Origin of the sequence: Arthrobacter sp. NPDC090010 (assembly GCF_044748305.1) — a bacterium.
Classification (GTDB): domain Bacteria; phylum Actinomycetota; class Actinomycetes; order Actinomycetales; family Micrococcaceae; genus Arthrobacter_E.
This window is the reverse complement of sequence record NZ_JBIVFT010000009.1, coordinates 78,293-92,604: the sequence shown is the minus strand read 5'-3', so window position 1 is coordinate 92,604 and position 14,312 is coordinate 78,293. Positions and strand designations below refer to the sequence as shown.

General features: G+C 67.1%; 13 protein-coding genes. 6 read left to right on the top strand and 7 right to left on the bottom strand.

The annotated features are described in order from the left end of the window. Window positions 1-23: 23 nt before the first annotated feature. The 4 genes from infB to rimP all read right to left on the bottom strand — a co-directional run bounded on the left by infB (window position 24) and on the right by rimP (window position 5,072). Window positions 24-2,879, bottom strand: coding sequence for a translation initiation factor IF-2 (gene infB, locus ACIPXZ_RS13740; RefSeq protein WP_400595225.1), 2,856 nt, complete (start codon window positions 2,877-2,879; stop codon window positions 24-26). 154 nt (window positions 2,880-3,033) lie between these two features. Further along, window positions 3,034-3,372 (bottom strand): YlxR family protein, encoded by a 339-nt coding sequence (locus ACIPXZ_RS13735; protein WP_400595223.1) that lies wholly within the window; start codon window positions 3,370-3,372, stop codon window positions 3,034-3,036. 137 nt (window positions 3,373-3,509) lie between these two features. Continuing rightward, window positions 3,510-4,481, bottom strand: coding sequence for a transcription termination factor NusA (nusA, locus tag ACIPXZ_RS13730; RefSeq protein ID WP_400595221.1), 972 nt, complete (start codon window positions 4,479-4,481; stop codon window positions 3,510-3,512). Continuing rightward, window positions 4,482-5,072, bottom strand: coding sequence for a ribosome maturation factor RimP (gene rimP / locus ACIPXZ_RS13725; protein ID WP_400595219.1), 591 nt, complete (start codon window positions 5,070-5,072; stop codon window positions 4,482-4,484). It abuts the gene before it with no gap. Between the two features lie 124 nt (window positions 5,073-5,196). Here rimP and ACIPXZ_RS13720 point away from each other — a divergent pair, with 124 nt between their 5' ends. The 3 genes from ACIPXZ_RS13720 (at window position 5,197) to ACIPXZ_RS13710 (ending at window position 8,780) form a co-directional block, all read left to right on the top strand. Next, window positions 5,197-6,375, top strand: a complete 1,179-nt coding sequence (locus ACIPXZ_RS13720) for a DUF4439 domain-containing protein (RefSeq protein WP_400595217.1) — start codon at window positions 5,197-5,199, stop codon at window positions 6,373-6,375. Between the two features lie 588 nt (window positions 6,376-6,963). After that, on the top strand, window positions 6,964-7,722 hold the full coding sequence (locus tag ACIPXZ_RS13715; RefSeq protein ID WP_400595216.1) for a VIT family protein: 759 nt from the start codon (window positions 6,964-6,966) through the stop codon (window positions 7,720-7,722). A gap of 35 nt (window positions 7,723-7,757) precedes the next feature. Next, window positions 7,758-8,780 carry an aminoglycoside phosphotransferase family protein gene (locus ACIPXZ_RS13710; protein WP_400595214.1) on the top strand — a complete coding sequence of 341 codons (1,023 nt, stop codon included), beginning with the start codon at window positions 7,758-7,760 and terminating at the stop codon, window positions 8,778-8,780. A gap of 9 nt (window positions 8,781-8,789) precedes the next feature. On the opposite strand, the gene ACIPXZ_RS13705 is transcribed toward ACIPXZ_RS13710, so the two are convergent. From ACIPXZ_RS13705 to ACIPXZ_RS13695, 3 genes are all read right to left on the bottom strand, one after another. Then, complete coding sequence (locus ACIPXZ_RS13705; protein ID WP_400595212.1) at window positions 8,790-9,590, bottom strand: sulfite exporter TauE/SafE family protein; 801 nt, start codon at window positions 9,588-9,590, stop codon at window positions 8,790-8,792. 45 nt (window positions 9,591-9,635) lie between these two features. Continuing rightward, window positions 9,636-11,435 carry a proline--tRNA ligase gene (locus ACIPXZ_RS13700; protein WP_400595210.1) on the bottom strand — a complete coding sequence of 600 codons (1,800 nt, stop codon included), beginning with the start codon at window positions 11,433-11,435 and terminating at the stop codon, window positions 9,636-9,638. Between the two features lie 215 nt (window positions 11,436-11,650). Beyond that, window positions 11,651-11,875: a hypothetical protein gene (locus ACIPXZ_RS13695; protein WP_400595208.1), complete on the bottom strand. Its 225-nt coding sequence runs from the start codon at window positions 11,873-11,875 to the stop codon at window positions 11,651-11,653. A 199-nt stretch (window positions 11,876-12,074) separates the two neighbouring features. Here ACIPXZ_RS13695 and ACIPXZ_RS13690 point away from each other — a divergent pair, with 199 nt between their 5' ends. From ACIPXZ_RS13690 to ACIPXZ_RS13680, 3 genes are read left to right on the top strand one after another with little or no spacing between them, the layout of a single operon-like run. Continuing rightward, entirely contained in the window at window positions 12,075-12,845 is a 771-nt protein-coding gene (locus ACIPXZ_RS13690; RefSeq protein WP_400595206.1) for an ABC transporter ATP-binding protein, read from the top strand. Then, entirely contained in the window at window positions 12,842-13,600 is a 759-nt protein-coding gene (locus tag ACIPXZ_RS13685; protein ID WP_400595204.1) for an ABC transporter permease, read from the top strand. The genes ACIPXZ_RS13690 and ACIPXZ_RS13685 overlap by 4 nt, the downstream gene beginning before the upstream one ends. Next, window positions 13,597-14,274 carry a TetR family transcriptional regulator gene (locus ACIPXZ_RS13680; RefSeq protein WP_400595202.1) on the top strand — a complete coding sequence of 226 codons (678 nt, stop codon included), beginning with the start codon at window positions 13,597-13,599 and terminating at the stop codon, window positions 14,272-14,274. The genes ACIPXZ_RS13685 and ACIPXZ_RS13680 overlap by 4 nt, the downstream gene beginning before the upstream one ends. Window positions 14,275-14,312: the final 38 nt, after the last annotated feature.

The following is a 14,312-nucleotide window of genomic DNA, read 5'->3' as shown; positions in this document are numbered from 1 at the left end:
ACGGCCCGGCCTTCGTGAAACTCCTAGACGCGCGGCTTCTCGCGCATCTCGAAGGTCTCGATGATGTCGCCCTCGGTCAGGTCGTTGTACGAGCCCAGGCCGATACCACATTCGAAGCCCTCGCGGACCTCGGTGGCGTCGTCCTTGAAGCGGCGCAGCGACTCGATGGACAGGTTCTCCGCGATGACCTTGCCGTCACGGAGGACACGGGCCTTGGCGTTACGGCGGATGAGGCCGGAACGCACGATCGAACCGGCGATGTTGCCGAACTTGGAGGAACGGAACACCTCGCGGATCTCCGCGGTGCCGAGCTGAACCTCTTCGTACTCGGGCTTGAGCATGCCCTTGAGTGCGAGTTCGATGTCATCGATGGCCGCGTAGATGACCGAGTAGAAGCGCATGTCCACGCCTTCACGCTCGGCCAGTTCAGCAACACGCTCAGCCGGCTTGACGTTGAAGCCGATGATGATGGCGCTGTCCACGGTGGCCAGGTTGACGTCGTTCTGAGTGATGGCACCCACACCGCGGTGGATGACGCGCAGCTGGACGTCGTCGCCCACGTCGATCTTGAGCAGAGCGTCCTCGAGGGCTTCCACGGCACCGGACACGTCACCCTTGAGGATGAGGTTGAGGGTGTCGATCTTGCCTTCGGCGACGGCCTGGTCGAAGTCTTCCAGGCTGATGCGCTTGCGGCGCTTGGCGAGGGCGGCGTTGCGATCCGCGGCTTCACGCTTCTCAGCGATCTGACGGGCGGTGCGCTCGTCAGAGGTCACGAAGAAGGTGTCACCGGCGCGCGGGACGCTGGACAGGCCCAGCACCTGCACCGGACGGGACGGACCCGCCTCGGCGAGGGACTCGCCATCCTCATCGAACATGGCACGGACGCGGCCGTGGGCGGTGCCCGCCACGATCGTGTCACCGATGTTCAGGGTGCCCGACTGGACCAGCACGGTCGCCACGGAACCACGGCCACGGTCGAGGTTCGCTTCGATGGCGATGCCTCGCGCGTCCTTGTCCGGGTTGGCACGCAGATCCAGAGCGGCGTCGGCGGTGAGCAGCACGGCCTCGAGGAGGTCGTCGATGTGCAGGTTCTGACGTGCGGAGACGTCCACGAACATGGTGTCGCCACCGTATTCCTCGGGAACCAGGCCGTACTCGGTCAGCTGACCACGGATCTTCTCCGGGTTCGCGCCTTCCTTGTCGATCTTGTTCACCGCGACCACGATCGGCACATTGGCTGCCTGGGCGTGGTTGAGGGCTTCCACCGTCTGCGGCATGACACCGTCGTCGGCGGCCACCACGAGGATGGCGATGTCGGTCACCTTGGCACCACGGGCACGCATGGCGGTGAACGCTTCGTGACCCGGGGTGTCGATGAAGGTGATGTCGCGCTCGACACCCTCGTGCTCATGGGTGATCTGGTAGGCACCGATGTGCTGGGTGATGCCACCGTGCTCACCGGCCACCACATCCGAGCTGCGGATGGCGTCCAGCAGGCGGGTCTTACCGTGATCGACGTGACCCATGACGGTGACGACCGGCGGGCGCGCCTGCAGTTCGTCGTCGCCCTCGGCTTCAAGCTCGGCTTCGAAGTCGATGTCGAAGCTGCTGAGCAGCTCGCGCTCCTCGTCCTCCGGAGACACGATCTGAAGCTTGTAACCCAGTTCGGCGCCCAGGAGCTCGAAGGTCTCCTCGTCCAGCGACTGCGTGGCCGTCGCCATCTCACCGAGGTGGAACAGCACGGTCACGAGCGACGCCGGGTTCGCATCGATCTTCTCGGCGAAGTCAGTGATGGACGAGCCACGACGCAGACGGACGACGGTGTCGCCGTTGCCACGGGGAACGGTCACGCCGCCGATCGACGGAGCACTCATCTGCTCCAGTTCCTGGCGCTTGGCACGCTTCGACTTGCGCTGCTTGCCACGACCTGCGCCACCCTTGCCGAAGGCACCCTGGGTGCCGCCGCGACCGCGACCGCCCTTACCGAAGCCACCACCGGCGGGAGCACCGCCGCCGCCACCGGGACGGCCGGGGCCACCACCGGGACGAGCGCCCGGACGGGCTGCGGCGCCGGGGGCCGGACGTTCGATACGGCTGGGCATCATGCCCGGCGAAGGCCGGGTGCCGCCACCCGGACGCGGAGCGCCACCGGGACGGGGAGCTCCACCCGGACGCGGTGCACCGGGACGGGGACCGCCCGAGCCTGCGGCCGGACGGGGGCCACCTGCACCCGCGGCGGGGCGGGGACCGCCGGCACCAGGTGCCGGGCGAGGACCACCCGGGCGGGGCATGCCCTGGGAGCTGGCGAACGGGTTGTTGCCCGGACGCGGAGCACGCTCGCCGTCGCGTCCACGGGGCATGCCCTGGGAGCTGGCGAACGGGTTGTTGCCCGGACGGGGACCACCCGGACGCGGAGCACCGGAACGGCCGGAACCCTGCTGAGCGGACTTGGCCGGACGAGCAGCTGCAGCGCGGGCGGCATCCGCCTCGGCCGCGGCACGAGAGCCTGGCTTCGGGCCGAAGCCGGGCTTGCCTACACCCGGGCCGCCAACGCTGGGACGAGCCGCAGCGGTGTCGCCCTGCGAGCTCTGGGCGGGGGCCGCCGGAGCGGCCTGAGGAGCGGCGGCCGGAGCCGGCGCCGATGTCTTGGGGCTTGCGGCAGGGGCCTTGGGGGCACCCGGCCTGGCCGCCGCAGGGGCGGACGGGGCGGGAGCTGATCCCCCACCCGGGAAAGCGTCACGCAGCTTCTTGGCCACCGGAGGTTCGATGGTCGACGAAGCGGAACGGACGAACTCTCCAAGGCTCTGCAGCTTCGCAAGCGCATCCTTGGAGGTGATACCGAGCTCCTTGGCGAGCTCGTGTACGCGGACCTTGGCCACATTTCTCCTGTCTCGGTCCGCGCATCGGTCTTGGCACGAACCGTCTAGTACTTCTTCCGGCCCATGGCTGCAGGGAGCAGCCCCGGGCGCTGTGCGGCACGCAACAGATTGCTCATGGTTACGCGCTCATCGCAGGGAACTCATCGGGTTTCCATCAGATTTCTGACCCGCTTTCGGATTGGACGGTTGTCCCGGGAGGCGCTTGCGCAGCCTCTGGGACACTGTGCGATGCCAGGTCCTGATCCAGGCCGCCGGAGTCGGCGGCTCCACGGAAAGCCCGCGCGAAAGCGCGCTTCCGCTGGGCCAGGGCCAAGCATTCAGTGGCAGGGTGCAACCAGGCACCCCGGCCGCCCATCCGGCGTCGTGCATCCAGCACCACACGGTTGACACCGTGCGACGCCGGCTCGATCGTCAGCCGGACGAGCAGCTCCTGGGGTTCCCGACGGCGGCATCCGATGCAGGTGCGCAGCGGTGCACTCTTCTGTGCTGCCACTCTCGCCTGCCTCGCTGTGATGCGCGCGGCACCCTGAGGTGGACGCGCTGATGCCGTACCGGGAACCCGGCCTTCACTATTCTACGCCTGTCTGCGGCTGGCGACGACCGCCCGGCGTGCCGCAGACAGGCGCAGAGTCAGTTTCCGGCCGCGTCGGAGGCGATGTCGATACGCCATCCGGTCAGCTTGGCCGCGAGGCGGGCGTTCTGGCCCTCCTTGCCGATGGCCAGGGACAGCTGATAGTCCGGGACGACGACGCGCGCCGAACGCGTGGCCGCGTCGACAATGGTCACGCTCACCACACTGGACGGGGACAGAGCGTTCGCGATGAAGGTCTCCGGGGTGTCCGAGAAATCGACGATGTCGATCTTCTCGTCGTTCAGCTCGTTCATGACGGCACGCACACGGGAACCCATCTCACCGATGCAGGCGCCCTTGGCGTTGATCCCCGGACGGTTGGCACGGACGGCCATCTTGGTGCGGTGTCCGGCCTCCCGCGCCAGCGCGACGATCTCCACCGAGCCGTCGGCGATCTCCGGGACCTCCAGTTCGAAGAGCTTGCGGACCAAGCCCGGGTGAGTCCTGGAGAGCGTGATGCTGGGGCCCTTCTGGCCGCGCTGAACGCTCACCACGAAGGCGCGGATGCGATTGCCGTGCAGGTACTTCTCGCCCGGCACCTGCTCGGGCGGAGGCATGAGGGCCTCGACGTTGCCCAGATTCACCTGAACCATGTGCGCGGAGTGACCCTGCTGGATCTGTCCGGCCACCAGTTCTCCCTCGCGGCCCTTGAACTCGCCCAGGACGTTGTCGTCCTCGACGTCCCGGAGACGCTGCAGGATGATCTGACGGGCGGTGCTGGCTGCGATCCGGCCGAAGCCGTCCGGAGTGTCGTCGAACTCGCCGACGACATTGCCCTCGTCGTCGATCTCGCTCGCCCAGATCGTGACGTGACCGCTCCTGCGGTCCAGCTCGGCACGGGCCTGATCGATCGCACCGGGGGTCTTGTGATACGCCACCAGCAGAGCCTGCTCGATGGTGGGGATGAGCTTGTCCAGGGGAATCTCGCGTTCCCGCTCCAAGAGGCGCAGTGCGCTCATGTCGATGTCCATTTAGGCCTCCTCGGCTTCGGGGTCCGCTACGTCGTCCAGTGCCACCTGGTCCAGATGGCTGAATTCGATCTCCACCTTGGCCTGGCGGATCGAGCTGAAGGGGACCGTCACAGGGTCCCCGTCCTTGGGCTTCACGCCCTTCTTCGTCTCCACACGCGGCACCAGCGTGACCGCATCCTCATGGACCTCCTGGACGCGTCCGGTGAGGGGTTCGGCGTCGGCCTGCTTCACCTTGACGAGGCGACCGAGATTCCTGCGCCAATGACGCGGCAGCGTCAGCGGCCGGGACAGTCCCGGCGAGGAGACCTCCAGCTCATAGGGCTGCGCATCGTCGTGGGGATCGGCGTCGAGCGCTGCTGAGATGTCCTGGGAGACCTCGGCGATCGTGTCAAGACTCACACCGCCCTGTTGGTCTTCGGGCAGGTCCACCAGAATCTGAACGGTGCGCTGTGCGCCCGCACGGTGGATGCCCACCTCCTCAAGGAAGAGACCCCGGCCCTGAACCACAGTTTCCAGGAGTTCGTGCAGCCGGGCCGCCTCCGGGTCCCGCCCACTGTGCTGTGGGTTCGTCGAATGTTCGGCACCGCTCATGGTCCGCAAGGCCTCCCTGATTGAAGTTTTCAGACTATAGGGTATCGACTTTTTGCGAGCAGTGGCTTTCCTCCCCCGGTAGGACGGCCGGGAAGCCGTCGCAGCCGTGGGAAGATCGTGGGTGATGGAAAAGAAGGACAAACCGGGCCGCGCCGGACGGATCGTACGCAACACCGTTGTCTCCGTGGTCGTGCTGGCGGCCGTCCTGGGCCTCGGCGTCGTGGTGCAACACGGGACATGGGGCGAACCACCGGCACCGTCCGCCTCCGAGCAGAAGCAAGCCGCCTTCGCTGAGCAGAGCGGGCAGCTCGCTCGAAGCATTCGCGCTTTGCCCGGCCCGCAATCCACCCGCCTGGCGCCATTGTCCGCGCTGCTCCAGAACCAGGCCGATGCACTTCAAGTACCGGGGGGCGGGCCGTCCACCTCAGCCCCTCAGGTCTCACCGTCCGGCACGACGTCGGCGTCAGCCTCAGCTGATTCGCTGGGCTCTGCCGATTCACTCGTCAAGGACGCCTACGCCAGCGCCGGACAGCTTCTCGCCCAGGCAGGCACAGAGGAGCGCGGAGCCATGGCCCGGCTCTACACCTCGGCGGCCGCCGCGCGCTTCGCTGCCGTCGGTCCCTTCCTGGAAGGCACCCCCGCCCGGCCCGCCGTTCAGCCCGTATCAGTCCCGAATGGCGTGTGCAGCGGTGAGAGCACCGCCCCGACGTCGTCGTCGGTCTCGGCCTCGCCCACCAACTCGGCCACATCGATGAGCGAGCGGGCGGTGACCTCCGCACGATCCGTGCTGCGCTCCGCACAGCACCTCGACTATCTCTACCAGGTGGCGGTCGCGCAGCAGAGCGGTCCTGACGACGACGCTCTCAGCGCGGATCTCAAGACGCTTCAGGGCCTCGCTGAGCAGGCTCAGTCCTGGCTGCTCAGCGCCTGCCAGGAGCGTACGGCGGCGGAACCGGGCTACATCCTGCCCAGTGGATTCGCGGCTTCGCCTGACAAGACCCTGGGCTCCGCCGAGGCCGAGCTCGCGGTATCCGCACTGGACCTTGTCGCATACTCGGACGGTGATCTGAGGCGGTGGGCGATGTCGGTGTTCCTCGGGGCCTCCGCACGCAGCGGCTCGTGGAACGTCACCCTGCCCGGCGCACCCGTCCTGCCGGGCATCGCGATGCCTGCCACACCGACGCCGGACGCACCGACGCCTGGCGCGACGGCAACGACAGCAACGACGGCAACGACGGCAACGACGGCAACGACGGCAACGACGGCAGGCTCCACCCCGTCCCCCACCGGCCGAGCCTCGTAGCCGCTTTCCTGGTCCCCGCCGAACTCGCTACTTGCCTCCCCTCGCCCCGTCGAACTCGCTAGATTCGTGCGAAACCGCTCCCACAATGAGCGATCTCGCACTCAAATAGCGAGCCCGGCCGAGACCGCGAGCAAAACCAGCGAAGTCACCCCCAATCGCGGCGCCCAAGGAGTTCGCTACTTGTGTCCACCCGCTCGTCGAGCTCGCTAGGTTCGTGCGAAACCGCTCCCACAATGAGCGATCTCGCACTCAAATAGCGAGCCCGGCCGAGACCGCGAGCAATACGAGCGAGGTGGCAGGGCCCGAAATCGGCGACCTCCGAAGCCGGCAGAGCCCGAAGTCGCCGGGTCGGCAACCTCCGAAGCCGGCAGAGCCCGGAACCGGCTGGGCCGGGAGTCTCGACTGACCTTGCGCCGGGGCCACCGGGGGCAGCCCACGGGCGACGGCGCCGCGCTTGGACGAGCTCACGGCGTCAGGTATTCATTTCACGGTATTAGCAAAGGCTTACTTTTCTTAGCCTCACCTCAGATGAATTAGCCTAGGCAAACATTGCTGGACGGTGCCTGCCGGGAGTGATTTGCTGAATTCATGACGACCGTTGAAATAGCCGGAAAGCCCGCACAAGAACCGGCCCGGAAAAGCGAAAAAGGAAACCTCGCTCAGCGTCTCAACTGGCTGCGCGCCGGCGTGCTCGGAGCCAATGACGGAATCGTCTCCGTGGCGGCGATCGTGGTCGGCGTCGCCGGCGCCACCACTGCACAGAGCACCTCCACCGCTCAGGCCGCCGCCCTCGCGGCCGGCGCCGCGGGACTCATCGGCGGCGCGATCTCGATGGCGCTGGGCGAGTACGTCTCCGTCAGCAGTCAGAGCGACAGCCAGCGAGCCCTGGTGGCCCAGGAACGGAAACGGTTGGCCGACGATCCCGGGAGAGAATTCGAGCGGCTCAAGACCGCCTACCTCGAACAGGGAATTTCTCCCGAGACAGCACAGGCTGTCGCCGAGGAATTGACACGAAAGAATGCGCTCTCCGCACAGCTGAGAACCCATTACAACATCGACGAAGAAGAAATCGTCAGCCCCTGGCACGCGGCCCTCGCGTCCGCATTGGCATTCACGGTGGGAGCAATTCTGCCCTTGCTGTCGATCCTGCTCTTCCCCGCTCCGGTCAGGCTTCCTCTCACCTTCGCTGTGGTGCTCGTGGCCCTCGCAGTGACCGGCGCGGTCGGAGCCTGGATCGGAGGAGCGAAAGCTTCCCGGGCGGCCACACGTGTGGTGCTGGGTGGTGCTCTCGCTCTCGGTGCGACCTTCCTGATCGGCAGTCTCCTGGGCCACAGCGGCATCGTCTGAGGAGACGTCTCCAGTACACCGCCTATCCTGGAACGGTGAGCATCTCCCTGACCATCCCGCCAGGTCTGATAGAGCGCATGAGACGGAGCGCCGAAGGCTCGCGGTGGATCACCTCGCTTCCCGGCCTTGTGGACGAATGTCTCCAGCAATGGGATCTGAATCTCGACCTTTCGCCGGCCTTTCCAGTGCTGCACGGCTACGGAGGTCTCGTCCTGCCGGTGACCGGCCCGGCCGGCCCGGCCGTGCTCAAGATCTCCCTGCCCGGCGAGGAGACTCTTTCCGAGGGCGCTGCGCTCCGCCAGTGGGCCGGGAAGGGGGCCGTCCGTCTGCTGGAGGACGACCACTCACGCTGCGCCCTGCTCCTGGAACGGTTGCTCCCCGACGAAACCCTCTGGGATGTCCCGCTTCCCGAGGCCGCGGCCGCCTGGGGGTCCATCGTCCGGCTTCTCAGTTCCGCTCCCCTGCCGCTCGCGGGGATCAGGACGGACGACGGCGGACGGATCCCGCGGCTCTCTGACATGGCCGAGCGCTGGTGCGACGAACTGCCGCAGGACTGGCTGGACCTCGGCCGCCCGTTTCCGGCGTGGCTCCTGCACGCGGCATTGGAGGTCTGCCAGAGCCATGGGACCGTGGGCCGCCGGGAGGATCATGACGTCGTGGTCCACCAGGATCTCCACTTCAAGAACATCCTGTCCCGCCCCCACCCTGAGCAGGGACGGGAGTGGGTCGCCATCGATCCTCAGGCCGTCCTGGGACCAGCGGAGTTCTCCCTCCCACCCGTGCTGCGCAACAGGATCGCGGAGTACGGATCACGGAACCCGACGGCCGCTCTCACGGCGAGGTTGGAGGACTTCTGCCTGGCCGGCGGCCTCGATCCCGACCTGGCCCGACAGTGGTCGGTGGTCAGTTTCGTCGACGACGCCCTCTGGTTCGCGGCGCGTCGAGGGCACGAAGCCGAAGCCGAACGGTCTTTGTGGCTGGCTTCCGCATTGGCCGGCAAGGTCCTCGATGACACCGTGGACCCCACGCGTCTGCACGATCCCGGGCTGGACGACTGACCGTCGCCGTCAGCGGACGTTCTCCTGCCAGACATCGATGCCGAGCTTGACGATCAGCACGGCGACGACGGCGAGGAAGACCCAGCGGATGAAGGAGTTGCCGCGCGCCACGGCCATCCGGGCGCCCAGATAGCCTCCAGCGGTGTTCGCAGCGCCCAGGAGGAGCCCGACACCCCACAAGAGCGAACCGTGCGGCAGAAAGAAGAGCAGGGCGCCGGCGTTGGTCGCCATGTTCACGATCTTGGCCTTGGCGCTGGCTTCCGTGAACGCGTAGCCCATCAATGAGACCAGGGCGATCACCAGGAAAGACCCCGTGCCCGGCCCGATCAGACCGTCATAGCAACCGATCACCCCGCCGATCAGGCAGGCCAGCACGTAGTGCCGTCTGCCCTGGTGGCGCAGAGCGGTGTGCTCTCCCACTTTCGGCCGAAGTGCGGTGAACAGGAGCACCGCGATCAAGGCGGCCACGATGATCGGCTTGAAGGCCTTGCCCGGCAGCTGCGTCGCGATGATCGCTCCGCCGAAGCTCCCGGCGAGAGCCACAGCCGCCATGGGCAGCGCGGTTCTCAGATCTGGATGCACCCGGCGATAGAAGGTGATGGAGCTCGTCGTCGTGCCGAAGATCGAGCCCAGCTTGTTGGTGGCGAGCGCCTGGACCGGCGTGATCCCGGGAACCAGGAGCAGGGCCGGCAGCTGAATGAGCCCGCCTCCGCCGACCACGGCATCGACCCAGCCGGCACAGAAGCCGGCGACGACAATGACGGCGAGCGTGCCACCGTTGAGCAGATCGAAGCCGCTCTGCAGCTCCATTCCGCTCAGCATGGCGCACCCGCCGTCGTCGTCACCTCGGGGTGCTCAGAGCGCGACGGCGGCGCGCACTGCCGCTGCGGCCTCGGCCACCGGCACATTCTGCGCCTCGCCGCTGCGGCGGTCCTTGAGTTCCACCACGCCGTCTGCCAGCCCCTTGCCGACGGCCAGGATGGTGGGGACGCCGAGCAGTTCGGCGTCGCCGAACTTCACGCCCGGGGAGACCTTGGGGCGATCGTCCAGGATGACGTCCAGGCCCGCTGCGGAGAGTTCCGCCGCGAGCTGTTCGGCGGTCGCGAAGATCTCCTCGCCGCGGCCCACGGCCACCACGTGCACATCGGCGGGTGCCACGCTCCGGGGCCAGACCAGGCCGCGGGCGTCGTGATTGGATTCGGCCAGCGCGGCGACGGCACGCGTGACGCCGACGCCGTAGGAGCCCATGGTCACCACGACCTGCTTGCCGTTCTGGTCCAGGACCTTGAGCTCCAACGCCTCCGCATACTTGCGGCCGAGCTGGAAGATGTGGCCCATCTCGATGCCGCGGGCGAGTTCCAGCGGGCCGCTGCCGTCGGGGGCCTGGTCGCCTTCGCGCACCTCGGTCGCCTCGATGACCCCGTCCCAGCCGAAGTCACGGCCCGCCACAAGCCCGAAGACGTGCTTGCCGGCCTCGTTGGCACCGGTGATCCAGCTGCTGCCGGAGACCACGCGAGGGTCCACCAGGAACAGGATCTTGGACGCACCCTCGGCGCCCAGCAGCGGTGCGTCCAGGCTCAGTCCCGGACCGATGTAGCCCTTGACCAGAGAGGCGTTCTTCTTCAGGTCCTCTTCGGTAGCGGCTTCCAGGCCGATCTCGCCGGCAAGCGGCAGGAAGGAGCCGATGTTCGCCTCGACGCGCTTGAGGTCCACAGCGCGGTCACCTGGGACGCCGATGGCGACGAGCTGACGTTCGCCGGTGGGCAGCGTGACGGCCAGGATCACGTTCTTCAGCGTGTCCGCGCCGCTCCACGGCTCACCGTCGCGGGGCTCCAGCTCGTTCGCCGCAGCCACCAGGGTCTCGATGGTGGGAGTGTCAGGGGTGTCGCGCACGACGGCGGCGGGCAGTGCGCTGAAGTCGATGGGCTCGGGTGCCACCGTGGTGACGGCCTCGACGTTGGCGGCGTAGCCTCCGGCGGAGCGCACGAAGGTGTCCTCGCCGATCGCGGTCGGGTGGAGGAACTCCTCGCTCCTGGACCCGCCCATGGCACCGGCCGTGGCCTTGACCGGCACGACTTCCAGGCCCAGCCGCTCGAAGATCCGGATGTAGGCTGCGCGGTGCGCGGCGTAGCTGGCGTCCAGACCGGCGTCGTCGACGTCGAAGGAGTAGGAGTCCTTCATGATGAACTCGCGGCCGCGCAGCAGCCCGGCCCGGGGGCGCGCCTCATCGCGGTACTTGTTCTGGATCTGGTACAGCGACAGCGGGAGGTCCTTGTACGAGGAGTACAGGTCCTTCACCAGAAGGGTGAACATCTCCTCGTGCGTGGGCGCCAGGAGATAGTCGGCGTCCTTGCGGTCCTTCAGCCGGAAAATGCCTTCGCCGTACTCGGTCCAGCGGTTGGTCACCTCGTAGGGTTCCTTGGGCAGCAGGGCCGGGAAGTGGACCTCCTGGGACCCGATGGCGGCCATCTCCTCACGGATGATCTGTTCCACCTTGCGCAGCACGCTCAGACCCAGCGGAAGCCAGGTGTAGATCCCCGGGGCCGCACGCCGGATGTAGCCGGCCCGCACGAGGAGCTTGTGGCTGGCGACTTCGGCGTCCACCGGGTCCTCACGCAGGGTCCGCAGGAAGAGCGAGGAAAGGCGTGTGATCACTGATTATCCGTTTCTGGCACATTCGGGGTGACTCCGGCGCCGGACGGACTCCGGCGCGGATGCGACGCCGGGATTCCTGGGCCGCTCTGTGCAGTTTATCGGTTTCCGCCCAGGACCCCGCACGGCTCGGACCGGGTGGTGGACAACACCGTTGAAAGAAGGGGTGGTTCCCGAACGGGAACCACCCCTTCTTTTTCTTTCGGAAGGTGCCGGACTCAGCCTTCCTTGCCCTCCAGCGCGACGAGGACGCCGGCCAGGGCGAAGTACTTGTTGGAGCCCAGGTCGCGGACGGTCTTGACGCCCAGTTCCTTGGCGAGGACCTCACCCTTGGCATCCGTGATTCCGGCGAGGGCGGAGACCGGAGCGTCCAGGATTTCCTTGAGGCTCTTGTCTTCGAAGTCCTTGTCCAGGCCCTTGGCGAGGTTGACGCTGACTGCCATGCTCGTACTCCTTTGCGGTAGATGGATGTGCCAGAGATCCAACCGGCGAACCGGCGCACATCTGCTGTGAACCTAGCCCACTCTGCGGAGGCCATCAAGACCCTTGACCAGGATCGTCCGTGAATTTAGCGTTAATTCATCAAGTGATGAATTAGAGCTCCGCCGTACACGGTGGAACCGTCACGAAGGAGGCCTTCCGATGCGCCACCCTGATAACGCCACGGAGCCACGGGCCGTCGGCACCACGGCCATCTCCTGTCGCGGCCTGCACGTCCGCCGTGGCGGCAACCATGTCCTGAGGGCCCTCGACTTCACCGTGCCCCGTGGGAGCATCACCGGCCTCCTCGGACCATCCGGAAGCGGAAAGACCACGCTCATGCGCGTGCTGATGGGTCTGCAGCGGTACACCAGCGGGGAGGTGACGGTTCTCGGAGCACCGCCTGGCGCCCCGGCACTGCGCCGGGCACTGGGCTACATGACCCAGTCCCCCAGCGTCTACCGCGATCTCAGCGTGCGGGACAACGTCCGGTACTTCGCAACCCTGCACGGCAAGACACGCTCCCGGGCCGATGACGTCGTCGACGCCGTCGGGCTGGGTTCCGTGGCACGGAGACTGGCGGCCGATCTCTCCGGCGGCCAATTCAACAGGGTTTCGCTGGCCTGCGCCCTGGTCGGCGAACCCGAACTGCTCGTCATGGACGAGCCGACGGTCGGCCTCGACCCCGTTCTGCGGGCCGAATTGTGGGAGCACTTCCGCCGCCTGGCCTCGGATGGAGCCACCCTGCTCGTGTCGAGCCACGTCATGGAGGAGGCTCGACACTGCGATGAGCTGCTCCTTCTCCGCGAGGGCCGGCTGTTGGCACAACTGACCCCGGAGGAACTGGCCCTGCGCGGTCACAACCAGGATCTGGAGCAGGCGTTCCTGGCGATCATCCAGGAGACGCCGGACACCGGGAGGGCCGCATCATGAGAGCTCTTCGCTTGCTTCTGGCGACGACGGCGCGCGTGCTCACTCAGATCCGGCATGACCATCGGAGCGTGGCCATGATCCTGGTGATCCCTTCTTTGCTGCTGGCCGCCGTCTACTTCCTCTACGAGAACGAGACGCTGCCGCCTGGAATGCCGCGCACCTTCGACAGGGTGGGCCTGGTCATGCTGGCCATCTTCCCTTTCCTCATCATGTTCCTGATCACCTCCGTGACCATGTTGCGCGAACGGACCAGCGGCACGCTCGAGAGGCTCCTCACCACCCCCTTGAACAAGGCCTCTCTGCTGTTCGGCTACGCCTTGGCGTTCTCCGTGCTCGCCGCAGTCCAGGCCCTGGTCACCTTGGCCGTCGCCTACTGGGTTTTCCAGCTGGATGTGAAGGGCAGTCCCCTGCTCGTCGCCGCGGTCTGCGTGCTGAACTCCGTGCTGGGGGTCGCGCTCGGTCTGCTGTGCTCGGCCTTCGCGAGAACCGAATTCCAGGCCGTCCAGTTCATGCCTGTCGTGGTGGTTCCTCAGATCCTGCTGTGCGGGTTGTTCGTGGCCCGGAGTTCGATGAACTCGGTGCTTGAAGCGATCTCGAACGTGCTCCCGCTCAGTTACTCGGTGGAGGCGTTGCAGGAGATCGGCCGCTCGACGGATCCGACCCAGACACTCTGGCAAGACCTCCTCACCCTCGGCCTCATCGCCGTCGGGCTCCTGCTGCTGGCCTCCGGCACCCTGCGCAGGAGGAGCGGATGAACAGGATCTCCGAAGCCGACGACGGCGACATCACGCCGAGGTCTCCCGTCCGCCGTCGTCGTGGCCGCCGAGGCGGTGGCGGGGACACCCGCGAACGCATCCTGTCAGCGGCCCGCACGCTGTTCGCAGAGCACGGATTCGACGGCACGAGTCTGCGCCAGGTGGCGCGCGAGGCCGGCGTTGATCCGGCACTGGTGCATCACTTCTTCGAAGGCAAGGATGAGCTCTTCGCGCTGAGCATCGAACTCCCGGCGGATCCGTCGCAGGTGCTCGCCGGGGTGACGTCCGACGATCCGGGGAAACGCTCCGAAGAGATCGTCCGTGCCGTGCTCACCCTCTGGGAAAGCCCGGCCCAGCATCGGCTGGTGGCCTTTCTGCGCGGCACGATCGGCTCCCGGACCCGGACCGCGATGCTGCGTGAAGTGGTCGGCCGGACCATCCTGGCGAGGGTCACCGCGGGATTGTCCGGCAGCCCTGAGGAACTCGCACTGCGGGGCGATCTGGTGGCGTCTCAGATGGTCGGGCTCATGCTGGCGCGCTACGTGGTGCGGCTGGAGCCGCTCGCTTCCGCCTCGCCCGAGGACGTGGTCCGGCTCATCGCGCCGACCGTGCGCCACTATCTCGTGGAGCCTCTGGACGGCCCGCGGGGAACATCCCAGGGAACGTCACCCTGAGTACGCGACGGAGGGCGTGAGTCAGCTACTCGCGGTAG